Here is a 16,116-nt window from a genome sequence, read left to right as displayed (position 1 = left end):
GCTCGAGTGTTTCGTTTGGTTTTTGCTTCTTTGATTTTCGGGAAGCGCTTTAGCCAGCTGGATTTTAGCCGGAGAGATTTTTAGCCGGCGCTGTTTTCGCCGTGCTCGCCCCGTTCGCCCTCAGCCCGCGAGCGCCCCAGCGCGTACCCCTCCAGGTAGGCCTGCGCCCGCAGCAGCTGCGGGTAACGCGCCTCCAGGGCACGGAACGCCGCCGAATGATTCGGCTGCTGCAGGTGGCAGAGCTCGTGGTGAATCACCGAATCCAGCACGTACTCGGGCACGCCCTGCAGCTCCGAGGAGATGCGGATCTGTGTGTTCGCGTAGGTTGCCGAGCCCCAGCGCTGACGCTGGTTGCTCACCCAGCGAATCGACAGCTTCTCGAGCCTGCCCGAGGCAACCAGCTCCGGCAGGTTCTTCTGCGCCAGGTGCAGAGCGCGGGAACGCAGGTACTCGTCCGTGACCGTCAGCTGCGTGGCACGCTCACGGCGCGCGGCACGACGCTGAATGCGCGGCAGCAGGCGGGCAATATGCTCGTCAATCTCTTCGCTCGTACTCGCGGCGGGAATGAGCAGGCGGTAGGCGGGGTTGCCGTGCTCATCCACACCGTCACGCTGCATGCTGATGGTGCGGGTGCGGCGCGCCGAGCGGACCAGCTCAATCTGCGGGCGGTCCTCGGTGGCGGGCAGAATCTCACGCTTAAAACGCTGAGCCATAATCTCCTCTTCCCTTCGACGAACGGCGGGGCTGTGCGGCACGGGGCTGAGTCGAACGAGGCTGAGCCGAACGATCCTGCGCCGAGCGAGCCTGTGTTGAGCGTGCCTGGCTATACGAGGAGCCGGCGCTCTCAGCCCTGCGGCGGCGCTTCGCCGGATCAATATCGTCCAAGAAACGCGAACGCTTACGCTGACCGCGACCGCCCACGGTGCGGGTCATCGTCCAGGTCAGCCACAGGTACTTGCGGGCGCGCGTAATGCCCACGTACAGCAGGCGGCGCTCCTCATCCACCTCGTCCGGGGTGGTCGCAAAAGTGATGGGCATGAGGCCCTCGTTCAGGCCGCACAGGAACACGGCGTCCCACTCCAGGCCCTTAGCCGCGTGCAGGGAGGCGAGGGTGACGCCGTTGACCTGCGGGGCGTCGTTGAATTCGCTGCGGTGGTTCAGGGTCGCCACCACCTCGTGCATGGTCAACGGTAGCGGCTCGGGCACGCCCGGGCGAGGGTTCGCGCGGTGCTCCTGAAGCTGCTCTTGGCGGTTCTGCGCCATCATGTCCACCATGTGCACCAGGGCGGCGAGGGACTCCCACTTCTGGCGGGTGGCGCCTCCCGAAAGGGGGCCTTCCTCCTTATACCCGAGGCCGCCGAGCACATCGCGGGTGTAGCGGGTGACGTCCTCGGTACCGTCCGTGGACTTCGCCGAACCGCGCAGGGCAAGCATCGCCTGCTTGACCTCGGGGCGTTCAAAGAAACGCTCCGCGCCGCGCAGCTGGTACGGAATGTGGGCGGCAGCCAGCGCAGACTCGATCGCCGCCGACTGCGCGTTCGTGCGGAACAGCACCGCAATCTCCGAAGGCGGCACGCCGTCCTTCTCAATCAGGTCGCGGATGTCCTCGGCAATGCCGGCGGCCTCCTGCTCATCGTCGGCGTAGCCGAACCACTCCACATCCACGCCGGGGCCGCGCTGAGACATCAGCTCCAGCGGCGGCGCCCACGAATGCGGGCTCGAATCCGGATGCGGACGGCGCGCCGCCAACAGGCGGTTCGCCAACTCCACCACCTGCGAATGGGAACGGTAGTCGCGGGTCAGCTTCACCGTGTGCGCGCCACGGTACCGGCGCGCAAAATCCAGCAGGTAACGGCTGGTCGCACCGGTAAAAGAGTAAATCGTCTGGGAGGCGTCGCCCACCACGCAAATATCGTCGCGGCCGCCCAGCCACACATCCAGCAGACGCTGCTGCAGCGGGGACACGTCCTGGTACTCGTCCACCACAAAATGGCGGTACTGGTTGCGGACGGTCGCGGCGAGCTTCTCATCCTCCTCCAGCATGGCGATGGTCAGCAGCAGCACGTCCTCAAAATCGATGAGGTTACGCTCATCCTTCAAATCCTCATACGCCTGGAAAATACGCTGCATGTTCTGCGGGGTAATCGCCGAGGGCAGCTGTTTCTCGCTCAGGCGCTGCATGAGGGTGTCGGGGGTGAGCAGCTGAACCTTCGCCCACTCAATCAGCGAGGCCAAATCGCGCAGCAGGGAACGGTCAGTGCTGATGCGCAGACGGTTCGCCGCCTCCGTAATGAGCGAGGCTTTGTTCTGCACGATGGATGGGAAGGTACCGCCCACCACCTGCGGCCAGAAGTACACCAGCTGACGCAGCGCCGCCGAGTGGAAAGTACGCGCCTGCACGCCGTGCGCACCCAGCTGGTGCAGGCGGGTACGCATCTCCTCCGCCGCGCGCAGGGTGAAGGTCAGGGCAAGCACGCGCGGGCCCTGGTAGCGGCCAATCGCAATACCGTAGGCGATGCGGTGCGTAATCGCGCGGGTCTTACCGGTACCGGCACCCGCCAGCACGCGCATGGGGCCGTCCAGTTCGGTGGCGACCGCACGCTGATCCGGGTCAAGCCCGGCGAGGATATCGTCTGTGGAGATCATATGCTGAGGCTGCTGAGGTGTGGCGGTCATAATGCTCCATCAGTAAGGCGGGCGATACGGGCAGGCGGCATGCGCTCGCGCGGGCATACGGGCATGCGTGTATGCGAGGCGGTGATAGCCGGTCTTCCATTGTATTCTCCCAGACTGTGTTCTCCAGACCCGCCGCGGCTTCTTAGCTGTCGCTTCTTTCATTCAGAGCGTGAGGAACCCGCCTCTTGTGGAGTGGGGCAAGTAGAAGCTCAACAGGCAGCGCAGGCGAGCACGTTTAGGCTTGTCCACAAGTATCTTCACCACTTGGCATAAAGATTCCAAAAACTACTAAACGGCACACATTGGTTTGGTAACCTTAACCCGTGACTTTATCTCCCCTTCAGCTAGCAGCCATTGTCTCCGCCGGAGTGCCCGGGATTTACCCCGTCGGCGCCGAACCGGTTCGCGAAGACAGCGACGACTTCGACTCGGCAATCATCGCCGACTCCACCGGTCGCCGCTGGCGAGTGCGCGCCCCGCGCCGCCCCGACGCCAGCATGCGTCTGGAAGCTGAACACCTCATCCTGCAGTCGTTCAGCCCCGGCCTGCGCGCCCGACTGCCCTTCGCCGTACCCACCGTCGCCGGCACCGTACCCTACGCAGGCGGCAACGTGTTCGTGTACACGCACATCCCCGGCACCATCTACGACGTGGACCAGCTCGCCGAGCTGAGCCGCCGCGAAGTTGCGGCGAACCGCCCCTCCCTGGCATCCATCATTGCCAAGGACATCGCGACCCTGCACGTGATGCCCGAAGACATTATTTACGAAGCTGATCTGCCCTCCTACTCTTCGGAGCAGATTCGTCTGCGCAAGAACGCCGAGCTGGAGCGTGCCGCCGCAACCGGTAAGGTGCCCGCCGACCTGCTCGCGCACTGGCGTGCTGTGCTCTCCCCCGGCCCCATGTGGCAGTTCCGCCCGCGTGTGGTCCACGGCGACATGGGCGCAGAGAACCTCGTACTGCACGTGACTCCTACGGAGGCGCGCATCGTGGAGGTCACCGGCTGGTCCGAGGTGCACGTGGGCGACCCCGCGCAGGACTTCGCGTGGCTGTACTCCTGCCAGGACATCGACTTCACCGACGAGGCCATCGAGGTGTACCGCCAGCAGATGCCTCAGCTGCCCGACGCCTACCTGGCGCAACGCGCGAACTTCTACGCAGAGTTCGCGATTGCCCAGTGGCTCACCCACACCGTGGAGGTTGGTGACCGCGACGGCGCAACCCACGCCGTGTCCATGCTCCTGGACATTCAGGACGACCTGCGCGCCTCCGGCGAACTGCTCGGACAGGAGGAGGTCGGCCCGCTAGTCGGCCCCACCGAGTAGGTATTGGGTCGGGTAGCTGTTAGGTTGCTACTTACCGCATAGGTTTTCGGTTCAGCTAGATTTTCAGTTCAGCCCCGCAGTACTGCGCTGCGGGGCTGAACTGTACCTACTGGGTTGTATATCCGCTGACTCGCGCCCGGTGAAACCTGCTCTCCTGACTGTCTGTCAAACCGACGGGAGGATGCCTATAAGGGCTAGTGGAGGGGCTTTAGTGGGCTTTTTGCCGAAATTTCTTTAAGTGTTTCCCCTCACCTTTTGAGCACCAGTTTTGCATTTTTGTGCATGAATGACTCAGATTAAGGCTGAGACTTGAAGGTGCGCTAAAGGCGCCATTCACAATATTTCCCGGGTGCAAATACGCCACAAACCCACATGAACCAACTTTTGACCTCGGGAGTCCACAGAGTCTCAACTTCACCTTGAACTATGCTCAAAATAGTGCATTTTAGGGTAAAAACTTACCCTGTAGATTTTTTCAAAAACTCCTGGAATACTTTTGCTGTGCCGCGAGAATACCAGCGGACACACTCCCCATAGCGCACTGACCAGCGCTGATATCGTGGCAGCGATAAATTGGGGAGACAGATTGGACGGGACCCTGACCGGTCATGTCAGACCCGAGCCGGATTCATGCACCGCGCAACCAATCACCGATGGCAGAAATCTATAGAGTTACTTTCGAGGTTGTGTTTGAGAGTAAAGACGCACGCAAACCCCACGGGGCGCCGGCGGCGCGAGTGAGGCCGCGAGAGCGGCAGTCGTTCGGCGCGATTCTTTCCCGGAGCGTGCGAGGGCACGAAGTACCTCTATAGTTCTTCAGCGGCTGAGGACGCCTCATCACCCTAATGCAGTGGGGTGAAGAGGCGTCCTCTGCCATTAACCGTAAAAGTCCGCGCAGAAAAGCAGCTCACGAGGCGCAACGCCTACGTGAGCTGCTTTTCTCTATTCGGTGACAGTAAGCGCTAGCACGCGAGCGCCGCCCGCCCGGCGCTGGGAGATTCGCTGTTGAGATCCGCTACCTAGCCCTTGCGCGCCTCACGGATCACCTTCGCCAGCTGCGCCTCCGTGGGCAGGCCGCCGCGGATCTGGTGATCCCACACCTCCGCAACGCCCTTGCCGCCCAGGTACACGAACACGGTGCTGATACGCTCCGGGTCCACGCCCATAATGCGGGAGAACGCGATACGGTACAGGCCCAGCTGGAAGCGTCGAGACTGCATGGTCGCCATCTTCGGGCGGGAACCACTCTTCCAATCCACCAGCACCCAGCGTTCGCCGTCCTCGTCCTCGGTGCGGAACACCGCGTCGATACGGCCGCGCAGGCTTACGCCCTCGATGTGGGTTTCGACCGGGTATTCGACCGCCCAGATGCGGTCCTTCCACTCGTCGCTACCCCACTCGCTGGTGGCGAAGCGCTCCCAGAGGCGCTGAACGGAGGCATCCAGTTCGCTCTCGGACTCCTCGAAATCATCCTCGAAGGTGAACTCGCCTTGTTCCTGCAGGTCAGCAGGATCTGCAGAACCAGAGGAATCTGCAAGCTCAGAGGAATCTGCAGACTCAGCGAGCGCGGCGGAGGCGGCAGCGGAACCAGGCAGGTCAACGCCCGCCGTGTCCTCCGCATCGGGTGCCTCCAGCGGGTCGGCGGTCGGCGCCACTCCGAAGTGCTCCTCAATTAGCGCGTGCACCGCCGTACCAATCGTTGCCGCGCGCGAGGGACGCTGAGGCACCGGGCGCATCAGCTGATGCACCGTGCCCTGCGGGTCCTCGCTCAGGCGAATGAACGTGGATGCGGACAGGTGCCCCGGCAGCTGATCGCTCAGCACCGGGTCGGTCTGCCCCATCATGAGCAGTAGCAGGTCGGCTTCGCGTTCCCAGTCCACCGCCTGTTGGCGCAGGGATTCGGGAATGGCGGATGCAGAGTGGTTTGCGCTCTCCCCCGCTACCTCCGCGCCCCGGTGCGGGTCACCCTCACCGACGGCAAGCTCCACCGCCAGGGCGGCACGCTCCACCGCCTCACGACGGCTCGAGGAGTTAATCGCAATCTCACGTTGCAGGTTCTCGTGCTGGCCGCGGCGAAGCATCGCCTCCGTGCCCTGCGTCAGGGCATCATCAGACGCCCAACGCCAAATAACGGGGCGCTCCAGCGGGTCAAAAGGCCACATGGCGGTCAGCACCGCACCCAGGTTCGGGTTCCTGTCCTCGTAGTTCTTCTGGGCGAACTGGCCGCGCACTTCAATCGGCAGCGCCGCCGCTACCGTGGGCGAGAAACCGGGCTCGAGCGGCTGCGTTTCACGCCATTTCTCACGCTCGGTGGCTTCAATGACCCACTCGGGCACCGGCAGGTTCAGGCGGGCGCAATTCTCCGCCACCGTGCGGGCTCGGGTATGTGGAGCCGCCAGCTGCCAATCCTGCGCGAGGGCAGGAGCCATGACCTCAACCAGCGCCCAGGCGTAGCGTTGCACCTGCTCGACGTAGGTTGCCTGGGCGCCCGCGCGCGCCTCCGCCTGCTCGGGGGTGAGCTCGTCGGCGTCTAGGGGGTAGCGTTCCAGCTCCTCCAGCAGTGCCGCCTCATCGGGTGCGAGCGGCAGGTTCGCGGGATCCACGACCGTGCCGTGTACCAGGGTGACCGGCTCGATCAGGCGGTACTTCGACTCAGCCAGCTGCTCAGCCCAGCGGCGCACATGGTTCAGATGCACCTTTTTGCGCTTGTCCGCGGGGTTCGGCATCGTGTAGGAAAGGCCCATGCCCACCAACTGAGGTGCCGCCCAGGGCGCATCCATCGTCTCCGGGAGATGCACCGAGGGCGCATCTAGACCTACGAGCGGGTTGAAGAGCATCTCCAGCAGCTCCTCCCAGAAGGGCTGCACCGGCTGGGGTGTTGCGGCGGTGCTCTTCCACCGGTAGGCGCTCATCGCCAGCAGGTTACGGGCGCGGGTCATCGCCACGTACATGAGGCGGCGGTCCTCCATGCCGGTGTGCTCGGTGGCGTCATCCTTATGCTCGGCAAGGTAGTCTTCCAGGTCCTTCGCCTTCTCAAAGGCGGTAATCTCCTCCGCCGTCTCAAGGAGCGAGGGAAGGTACTCGCGGTCGCCACGCAGCGGCCAGGGCAGAGCCGTATTAGCCGACATCTGCCACAGGTTCGGGGTCTGCCCGCCGGTCGCGCTACCGCACAGACCCGGCAGAAGCACATGATCCCACTCCAGGCCCTTCGCGGCGTGCATGGTCATCAGCTGCACCGCATTCGGGTCAGGTTCCACAGTGCCCAGTGCCAGGCCCTTCTCCTCATTATCGGCACGCTCAAGCCAGGCGAGGAAGCCCATCACGTAGCTCACGCCGCCCGAAGACAGCAGGAAGCGGCGCGCACCCGGGTCGCCTTCCTCCGCGCTCACGCCGTCAGAACCGGCGTAAATCATCGCGTTAATACGCGGCGCCGACATGCCGTAGGCAGCGGCAACCTCGTGGAAAGCGTCCAGGTTCGCGCGTGAACCCAGCGGGTCGGTACCCGGGCGGACCGCCAGCTCAATATCCAGCAGCATGGTCCGCTCAATCTCGTACAGCAGCGTGCCCAAGTCCTCGCTCAAACCGGCACGCAGCACGCGCATCTGCTCGGCAAAAGCACGCAGACGCTCCAGCGCCGCCGGGGAGAAACGGCGGCCGCGGTACTGCTCTCCGTAGAGAGGTTCGCCGTCCACCCCGTCCTGCGGCAGGTTCTCCACAGCCTCAATCAGGGAGGCGTAGCCGGAGGAATCCTCCACCGCGCCCTTGAGAGTTTCGTCCAGACGCTCCTGAGCGGCACGCAGGTGCTCCGCCTGCAGGTTGATAGCAGCAGCGTCGTCGGCGTCTTCAGCCTCGGCGAGCATACGCAACGCCATCTGCTCACGCAGGGCACGCTCACGCTCACGCACCAGCGACTGAGCCCAATCACCCAGCGCCAACATATCCGCCGCGCCCAAACGCCAACGCGCACCCGTCAGCAGGCGCGCCAGAGCATCCGAACGGTTCGGATCAGCCAGCACACGCAACGCCGACACCAAATCCACAACCTCCGGCTGGGAAAGCAAACCGCCCAAACCCACCTGCTGCACCGGAATACCCAGACGCTCGCACTCCACACGAATCGGGTCCAGCTGACCGTGCACACGCGCCAACACCGCAATCTCGGGCATCTGCAGGCGCGGACGCACCGAACCATCACCGGAACGATGCGCCGCGTAGGCGCGCTCATACTCGCGCACCGCCTGCGCGCGCATCGCCGCAATACGCTCGGCAATCGCCACAGCCTCCTCGCGGTCAGAGTCGTGGTACGTCAAATCCACGCGACCCACCATGCCCGCGGCTACCTGCTCAAAGGCGGGCGAACCGGGCTCCCCCACCAGCGCGCAGCGCGGGCGCAGGTCAGGCACCTGAGCGGCAGTAATATCGCCGTCGGCGGCACGCACCCACTCGGGCACTTCCTTCAGCTTCTCCGCCACATGGTTCGCCGCGTTCAACACCGAAATGTCGTTACGCCACGCAATGGACAGAAACAGCGGCTGCGCGTGCTCGGTCGGGAAATGACGGTAGAAGCTGAACATCTGGCCGTCCGAAGCGCCACGGAAACCGTAAATCGACTGCTTCGGGTCGCCCACAGCCATCACCGGATGAGCCGGAATACCCGCCGCCTCATCGGCACCGTAAATCGAGGAGAACAGGCTCATCTGAGCGTGAGAGGTGTCCTGGAATTCGTCCAGCAGAACCACCTTGAAGCGGGCGCGCTCACCCTCACGGATCGCCGGGTCAGCCTCCGCAATGCGGGCAGCAAAACGCATCAGGTCACCAAAATCCAGCACCTGCATGCGCGCCTTCACGCGGGCGTAGCTCATCGCCATGCGCGCGTACACTCGGCGGTTACGCAGCAGACGCTGAACCTTCTGAATATCCCTCTCGGTCTTCGTCGCACGGCGCGGATCGGGTACCGCCGCGTACGCCGCCAACTGCTCGGTGCAGAAGTCAATAACCTCCTGCGGCTCAACCAGGTGCTCCGCGCACTCATCAGAGAGCTGCAGCAGCTGGTTAATCATGGTCGCCGCAGACACCGGCACACCGTCTTGGTCGAGGGGCAGCTCCCCCTCCCAGTACTGCACAATCTGCGCGGCAAGCTGCCACTTCTGCGCGTCACCAAGCATCTGCGCGTCCTGCTCCACGCCCAGGCGCAGACCGTACTCCTTGACCAGGTTATTCGCGTAGGAGTGGTAGGTGAGCACGGTCGGATCAGCGATGCCCTCGCGTAGCTCCTCGTCGGTCGGGGCGATGCGGCGGCTACGGCGTAGCGTGTTCAAACCGGCGCGCATGCGGCTGCGCAGCTCGGTTGCCGCCTTGCGGGTGAAGGTCACGCCGAGCACCTCTTCAGGGCGCACAAAACCGTTATCGACCAGCCAAATCACGCGGTCAACCATGGTCGCGGTCTTACCCGAACCTGCGCCCGCAATAACGAGGGTCGGGGCGGGGCCCGCCTCAATCATGCGGATCTGCTCGGGGGTCGGCTTCTTGCCGTCGGCGCCGTTGAGCATCTCGGCAATATCGAGGGCACTACGGTAGCCAGCGGGCTTCAGCTCGGGGTTGTTCGCGGCGGCCTCTGCGGAGAAGAGCGCGCCGTTGGGCAGCTGCCAGCTATTGTGCTCGCACCACTGGGCGGGGGTGAGCATGCCGGTGCCAGGACCGGGATTAGCGCCGGAGTTAGTAGCGCCGGGGTTAGTAGCGCCGTGTGCGCCAGAGTCAGTCATGTTTCCTCTTCCTCATGGGTCATTCTCATGGGAGGTTCAGGGTGAGTGATACCGAAAGAACAGGGGGTACTAGGGCTGCGTCACCTGACGGCCACGCGTACAAATCGGGCAAATCTCCGGCAGACGGCACCCATAGCCGCCCTCACGGTGACGAGCCTGCACCTGCGCGCCAGCAATCAGCTCCGCGGCGTGCTGCACCAGCTCAGCCGCCCACGAATCGTGCTCCGTCAGGGCGGGCTGAACCTGCAGGCGAGTCTTACTCTCGTCATTCACGCCCGAGGCGCCCAGCTGCACGAGCGCCGCGCCTCCGGAACGACCCGTGTAGCCGGTGTACTCCAGCTCCTGGGGACGGGCATCCGGTAGCGGTTCGTCCGCCTCCAGAGCGGCGGCTTCGGCGCGGTAACGCTCCTCCAGCTGTTCGCCCGCGCCAGCCTCCACCGCGATTTGGTAGGCGGCAAGCTGCGGATGGGTTTCCATGGTTTTACCGTCTGGCTTGGACTTGCCGGTTTTCAGGTCAACAATGGCGTAGCGGCGGGTGCCGTCCTCAGCCGGGGCGGTACCCTCGAGGCGGTCCACACGGCCGGTGAGCAGCGCATCCAGCTCGCCCACTTCGCCGGCGGGGTCGAAGGGCACGGGCACACGCACAGCGAAGGAGCCTTCAACACCGAGGTTCTGCCAGCCCGCGTCGCCCATGTGCTGGCGGTAGTAGTAGCTCAGGCGCAGAATCATGCGCTTGGCGCGCTCGTAGAGGGCGTAGGATTCCCAGGGCACGCGCTCGCGGTATTCTTCGTCGGTTTCGTCGTCCTTGCGAGCGGGCACGCCGAGGGAGCTAATGCGCTCGTCGAGGGCGGTTTGGAGCTCTTCGAGGGTGCCGGTCGGGTACTCCTCGGCGATGGCGTGAACGAGCGTGCCCAGGGAGCGGGACAGGTCCGTCTGCGCTTCGGCACGGGCGGCAGAAACCAGCCAGTCCAGCGGCGAGCTGTGAATGGTTTCCAGGCGCGAGGGCGAAAGCGTAATGGTGCGGCGGCCGGGGTTTTCGGCAGGCTCTTCGCCGTAGTTTTCGCCCGGCTCGGCGTGGTCTGCCGGACGGTGTGCAAAGAGCAACTCCGTGCTAGACAGCGGTAGCAGACCCCACCACTCGTCGGGTGCGGCGCCGGGCGCCTGGGCATTCGCCAGGCGCGCCAGGGTGCGGGAGGCGGCATCGAGCCGGTACGCGGAAGCCTCCGGGGTGAGGGCATCCTCCTCCGGCGCGTTGTGCATCTGTGCGCCATCCTGCGCGTCTTCGGCACGCATGGCGTTCAGCGACTCCTCAACGAGGGTGCGGCGAAGCTCCGCCACCAGGGAACGCAGGGTTGCGGGGCGGCGCACGCGGGTGATCGGCACGTCCGTGGAGTCGCCGACCGCGTCGGTGGGCAGCACAAAGTCGAAGAACTCGCCGGGTGCCTCATCGTCGTTACGCACGGCGGTCAGCACCAGGCGGGTGCTGGCTCGGGTGGCGGCGACGGCGAACATGCGCAGCTCGTCGTGGCGGGTGTCGCGCACGCGCTCGGGGTAGCTGCGGATGCGCGCGGGCGGCACCTGTTCTTCCCCCGCTTGTTGCTCGGCGCGCTGGCGGATGCGCGCATCGCACAGGTCCACGAGGTCGCCGGTAGCCAGCAGGGAGCCGCGCACGGTGGTGTTGGGCCAGGTGCCTTCCTGCAGGCCGCATACATATACGGTGCGCCAGGACTGGCCGGCGGCGAGCGCGGGGGTGAGAATTTCGACTGCGTCTTGGCGTACGCCGCGGGCGGCGAGGGTGTCCATGGGTAGGTCCTGCGCGTCGATGAAGTCGAGGAACTGTTCGGCACCGGCGCCGCGCATTTGCTCGTCGAAGCGGTCGGCGGCTTCGAAGAGTCCGATCATGGCGTCGAGGTTGCGGTGGGCTGCGTCTGCGTCGGGGCCTGCGTTGCGTGTCTGGGTGACCCAGACCTTTTCGAGGCCGCTGGCTTCCCAGAGCGCCCAGAGCACTTCGGTGCTGGTGGATTCGGGGCGCGCGAGTGCTTTACGTCCCGCGGAGAGCACGGCTGCGATGCGGTGCACGGCGCGTCCTACGCCCTCTTCGGGGAGGGTTTCGGGGTGTAGCAGGGCACCGAGGAGCAGGTCGTCACTGGGTCGGTGACCGCCGCTTTGCAGTTCGATGGATCGCAGCTGTTGGCGGAGTCGTCGCACGTCCATGCTGGATGCGCCACCGAGCCGGGAGGTAAGCAGGGTGATGGCGCTCTGCGCGCCACCGAGGGGGTTGGCGCGGCTTTCTTCGGCGATGACGTCGTCGAGGCTTCGGCGCATCAGCTCTTCAGCTTCGGATGCGCTGAGGGTTTCGTAACCGCCGTGCTCCGCCGCCTCCACGCCTTCTGCAACGGGCATGTGCACGGCGGGGTTCAGTGCCTTCTCGCCGCGCTTGCGGGCGTAGACGAGCAGGCTGAGCGCGTCGAGGAAGGGGCGTACGGCGGGCTCGTCGCGCACCGGCACGAGCGCCGCGGAGGTACGCGAGGGAATACCGTTCGAGGAGAGCACGCGGCGGATGCGCGCCACGTCCGCGCTGCTACGCACGATGATGGCGGACTCGCGGTAGGGGTGGTTGCCGTAGATGCGTTCTTCGAGCAGCATTTGGGCGATGAGGTTCGCCTCGTCCTGAGAGCTGGAGAGCGCATACTTATACACGCCGGCGGGTGCGGTGCGGTAGTGCGCGGGGTCGAGGATTTTGCCGTCGGCGCCCAGGTGCAGCAGCGGTTCGTCTGCGGCGCCCCAGGTGAGGGCTTCGTCGGCGGGGGTGGTGTTGATGCGTCCAAAGGTTGCGGGCGCACTGTTCTTTGCGCCTCCCTGCACACCATTCTTCGCCCTATCCTGTTCAGCGGTGAGCGGCACAAACCGGGTGTAGCGTGGCAGGCGGCGGCGAATGTCTGCCACGAGCGGCATCATGAGAGCGGGCAGGCGGTACGAGGTGGTGAGCGTGCGGGTGCGCATGCTCGGGAAGCTTGCCTGCAGGGTGGTGACGAGGTCTGGGCGGGCGCCTCGGAAGCCCTGGACGACGGCTTCGTCGCTGTAGGTCATGACAACCTGGGGGCCTTCAGCGAAGAGGTCGGGGTGGGTTTCGGTCAGGTGCGCGGCGTCTGCGGGGGCGACTTCTGCGGCGATGAGGCGTAGCAGTCGGTAGATGGAGGGGCTGAGTTCCTGCACGTCGTCGATGAGGATGAGGTCGTATCGGCGGCGTTCTTCGGCGAGGAATTCGGGGGCGCGCAACAGCAGCCGGCAGGCGTCGTTGATGAGTACTGCCGGGTCGTAGGCGTTTTTGGCGCGGAGGGCTCGCACGGCACGGTATTCGGTGTGCAGTTGGGCGAGGGCGTGCCAGGCGGGCTGGTTGTGTTCGGTGGCGAGGGCGTGTACGTCTTCGGCGGTGAGGTCGTATTCTGCCATGCGGTCGAAGAAGTCGCGGATTTCGTGGCGGAATCCGCGGGTTGCGAGGGCGTCGCGGAGTACGTCGGGCCAGGCGGGGCCGGGTGCGATGCCTTCGGCGTGGTTGGCGAGTAGTTCGCCGATGATGACGTCTTGTTCGGGGCCGGAGAGGAGTTTGAGGTTGCCTTCTACGCCGCTGAGCAGCCCCCGGGTTTGGGCTCGTTTGAGCAGGTCGAAGGCGTATGCTGCCCAGGCGCGGGTGGGTGCTACGGAGAGGCTGCGGTCGCTGGAGGCGGCGATGGTGTCTCGCATGCGGGTCGCAGCGGTGCGGGTGGGTGCGAGGATGAGCAGCCGGGCGGGGTCGTTCCCGTCGGCGAGGTAGCGCAGGGCGCGTTCGGTGAGGTGATGGGTTTTACCGGTTCCGGGGATGCCGGTGAGAAGTTGGGTTGTCATGGTTTCAGTCTATCGGCTGTAGCGCGGTTGTACCTTGTGGGCGGTCATGTGGGCTCGTCAGCTGCTTATGTGCCGCCTCGGTGACTTAATATGCCGCCCCGCCGAGGGTTTATCCACAGCTGCGTGACGACCGGGCGCGCGCCTGCACCGCCGCTGGGTTAGTCTTATAGCATGACCTGGATGAACGGCCTGCGCGCCACTTTTGACCTTGAAACCACCGGTGTGGACGTCACCACCGCCCGCATCGTGACTGCTTCCCTAATCCTGCTGGACCCTCAGGGTAATGTGGTGCGCCGTGGCGAGTGGCTTGCCGACCCCGGCGTTGAGATTCCTGCCGGTGCCGCCGCCGTGCACGGTATTACGACCGAGTACGCGCGTGAGCATGGCCGTCCCGCCCGTGAGGTCGTGTGGGAGCTTGCCGGCGCGATTGGTGCGCTCAATATTGATGGTGTGCCGATTATTGCGTTCAATGCCGCCTACGATTTTTCGGTGCTGCACCACGAGATGCTGCGCCACAATATTGCCAACGGCGAGCTGCCGCCGGGTGTGGTGCTCGACCCGTATGTTCTGCATAAGCACGTGATTCCGCGTAAGCGCGGCAAGCGCACCCTTGAGGTTCTTGCCGCCGAGTACGGTGTCTCCCTGGAGAATGCGCACACGTCCGCTGATGATGCCCTGGCGGCGGAGCGTCTGCTGGTGAAGCTGACCGAGCAGTTCCCCGAGGTTCTCAACGTGGATGCGCGCCAGCTGCACGAGCAGCAGATTCAGTGGGCGGCGGAGCAGGCGGCGAGCTTCCAGGCGTGGTTGCGAACGCAGCCGGGTAAGGAATCTGAGGTCATTGACGGCCGCTGGCCGGTGCGCCGATAAAACTGCGCCGCTAAAAACCTAGGCAGCATCCCCAAACACCTCTCCTTTACTGACGGGCTGACACTATCCCCGCAGGGGCTTCTCCCCTATGCTAGAAGGTAACCGCACCTACACGAATAGCACGTGAATAGCACGACCCGGAAGGCCTCTCATGGATGATCAGCCCCGCACTACCGAGCCGTACCCTGACACTAATACGCGCAGTATTTATCTGGGGTCTACCCGTCTGGCTCATGAGCACCTGGTGGCGCAGTCGCAGGTGGTGCTCCGCCTGGGCCGCATCCTGATGAAGTCGGGTGCGAGCGCATACCGTATTAAGGCGTCGATGGCGCGTTTGGCGAAGGCTGTGGGGTTGAAGGAGCATCACGCGCAGGTGACCTTCACCGAGATTTCGACTTCTTCGTACACTGACGGTAATTTCCGTACCGAGGTCGCTGAGCAGCGCACGATGGGCATTAACGCTCATAAGCTGGATCAGTTGGGTAAGTTCATTTCTGAGCTTCCTGAAAAGATCACCCCTGCGGAGGCGAACGCCGAGCTTGACCTTATTGATTCGGCGAAGCCTCTGTACACCCGCTGGATGTTGGCGCTGGCGTCGGCGGTGGCGTGTGCCGGGTTCGCGTTCCTAAACCGTGGCGGTCTGGTGGAGTGCACGGTGGTGTTCTTCGCGGCGGGTGCCGGCCAGTTTTTGCGTTCGACTCTGCTCAAGCGCGGGGTGAGCCATTTGGCAACGTGGATGGCGTGCGGCTTCCTGGCGGCGGGCCTGTACATTGCGCTTGTTAATGTGCTGGTCGCGGCGGGTTGGATTAGCCCGAACCATATGATTGGTTTTATTTCGTCGGTACTGTTCTTGGTGCCCGGTTTCCCCATGGTGACGGGCATGCTCGATATTTCCCGCATGGACTTTTTGGCGGGTATTTCGCGTCTAACCTATGTGGGTTTGTTGTTGCTGAGTGCGTCGTTTGCGGTGTGGGTTTTGGGTTCGCTCTTCCACCTGCCGTTGGCGGCTCCTGCGCCTCTTAACCTGGATCCGACCCTGTATTTGGTGTTGCAGGTGCTTTCCTCGGGTGTTGCGGCGGCTGGCTTCGCGATGCTTTTTGCCGCTTCCCCAGTGGCGTGCGTGTGGGGTGGCGTGATTGCTGCGGTGGCGAACCCCATCCGTATTCACATGGTTGAGGCTGGTATGCCCGCGCATATGGCGGCGACGATTGCCGTGTTTGGTGTGGGTATTTTGGCTGAGATTGTGGCGCCGCTGCATCAGCGCAAGTACACCCGTATTTCCCTGTCGGTTCCGGCGGTGGTGACGATGGTTCCGGGTGTTCCGTTCTACCGTTCGATGTCGCATTTTGCTAGCGGTGACATGTACTCGGCGGCAAGCGGTTTCGTGCAGTCCCTGCTGATTTTCATGGCGTTGGGTATGGGCCTGGCCTTCGTGCGTCTAATCTTCGACAAGAACTGGCTGTTCGATCAGGACACCCAGGTTCTGAACCGCCTGGATACCGACCGGCACCTGCGTTAGCGCGTTGCGCGTCCTCTCTGTTCCCTAACTTGTCTGTTGTGTTTTATCGTCACCTTTCGGTACGTTCAGGTGCTTGTCACCT

The 16,116-nt window shown here is 64.2% G+C and carries 7 protein-coding genes; 3 read left to right on the top strand and 4 right to left on the bottom strand.

The window, feature by feature from the left end:
• Nucleotides 1-80 precede the first annotated feature (80 nt).
• Nucleotides 81-713, bottom strand: coding sequence for a M48 metallopeptidase family protein (locus tag AB8C10_RS08040; protein ID WP_049341880.1), 633 nt, complete (start codon nt 711-713; stop codon nt 81-83).
• Nucleotides 697-2,676, bottom strand: coding sequence for an ATP-dependent helicase (locus AB8C10_RS08035; protein WP_368867427.1), 1,980 nt, complete (start codon nt 2,674-2,676; stop codon nt 697-699). The genes AB8C10_RS08040 and AB8C10_RS08035 overlap by 17 nt, the downstream gene beginning before the upstream one ends.
• A 323-nt stretch (nt 2,677-2,999) precedes the next feature.
• Between AB8C10_RS08035 and AB8C10_RS08030 the strand changes: the two genes are divergently transcribed.
• The gene (locus AB8C10_RS08030) at nt 3,000-4,001 is read left to right on the top strand and encodes a phosphotransferase (protein WP_368867426.1); all 1,002 of its coding nucleotides are present in this window, start codon (nt 3,000-3,002) and stop codon (nt 3,999-4,001) included.
• 1,019 nt (nt 4,002-5,020) lie between these two features.
• Here AB8C10_RS08030 and AB8C10_RS08025 read toward each other — a convergent pair.
• Both AB8C10_RS08025 and AB8C10_RS08020 read right to left on the bottom strand, forming a co-directional pair.
• The gene (locus AB8C10_RS08025; RefSeq protein WP_368867425.1) at nt 5,021-9,763 is read right to left on the bottom strand and encodes a UvrD-helicase domain-containing protein; all 4,743 of its coding nucleotides are present in this window, start codon (nt 9,761-9,763) and stop codon (nt 5,021-5,023) included.
• 69 nt (nt 9,764-9,832) lie between these two features.
• Nucleotides 9,833-13,648, bottom strand: a complete 3,816-nt coding sequence (locus AB8C10_RS08020; RefSeq protein WP_368867424.1) for a PD-(D/E)XK nuclease family protein — start codon at nt 13,646-13,648, stop codon at nt 9,833-9,835.
• A gap of 171 nt (nt 13,649-13,819) precedes the next feature.
• Here AB8C10_RS08020 and AB8C10_RS08015 point away from each other — a divergent pair, with 171 nt between their 5' ends.
• Together AB8C10_RS08015 and AB8C10_RS08010 are read left to right on the top strand one after the other, a co-directional pair.
• The gene (locus tag AB8C10_RS08015) at nt 13,820-14,515 is read left to right on the top strand and encodes a 3'-5' exonuclease (protein ID WP_049353292.1); all 696 of its coding nucleotides are present in this window, start codon (nt 13,820-13,822) and stop codon (nt 14,513-14,515) included.
• A 151-nt stretch (nt 14,516-14,666) separates the two neighbouring features.
• Nucleotides 14,667-16,034, top strand: coding sequence for a threonine/serine ThrE exporter family protein (locus AB8C10_RS08010; RefSeq protein WP_049354247.1), 1,368 nt, complete (start codon nt 14,667-14,669; stop codon nt 16,032-16,034).
• The last annotated feature ends 82 nt before the right edge of the window (nt 16,035-16,116 follow it).

The sequence above is a fragment of the Rothia mucilaginosa genome (assembly GCF_964210535.1).
GTDB classification, from domain to species: Bacteria; Actinomycetota; Actinomycetes; order Actinomycetales; family Micrococcaceae; genus Rothia; species Rothia mucilaginosa_F.
Note: the sequence above shows the minus strand (reverse complement) of the source record. Positions and strands in the feature narration are given on the sequence as shown.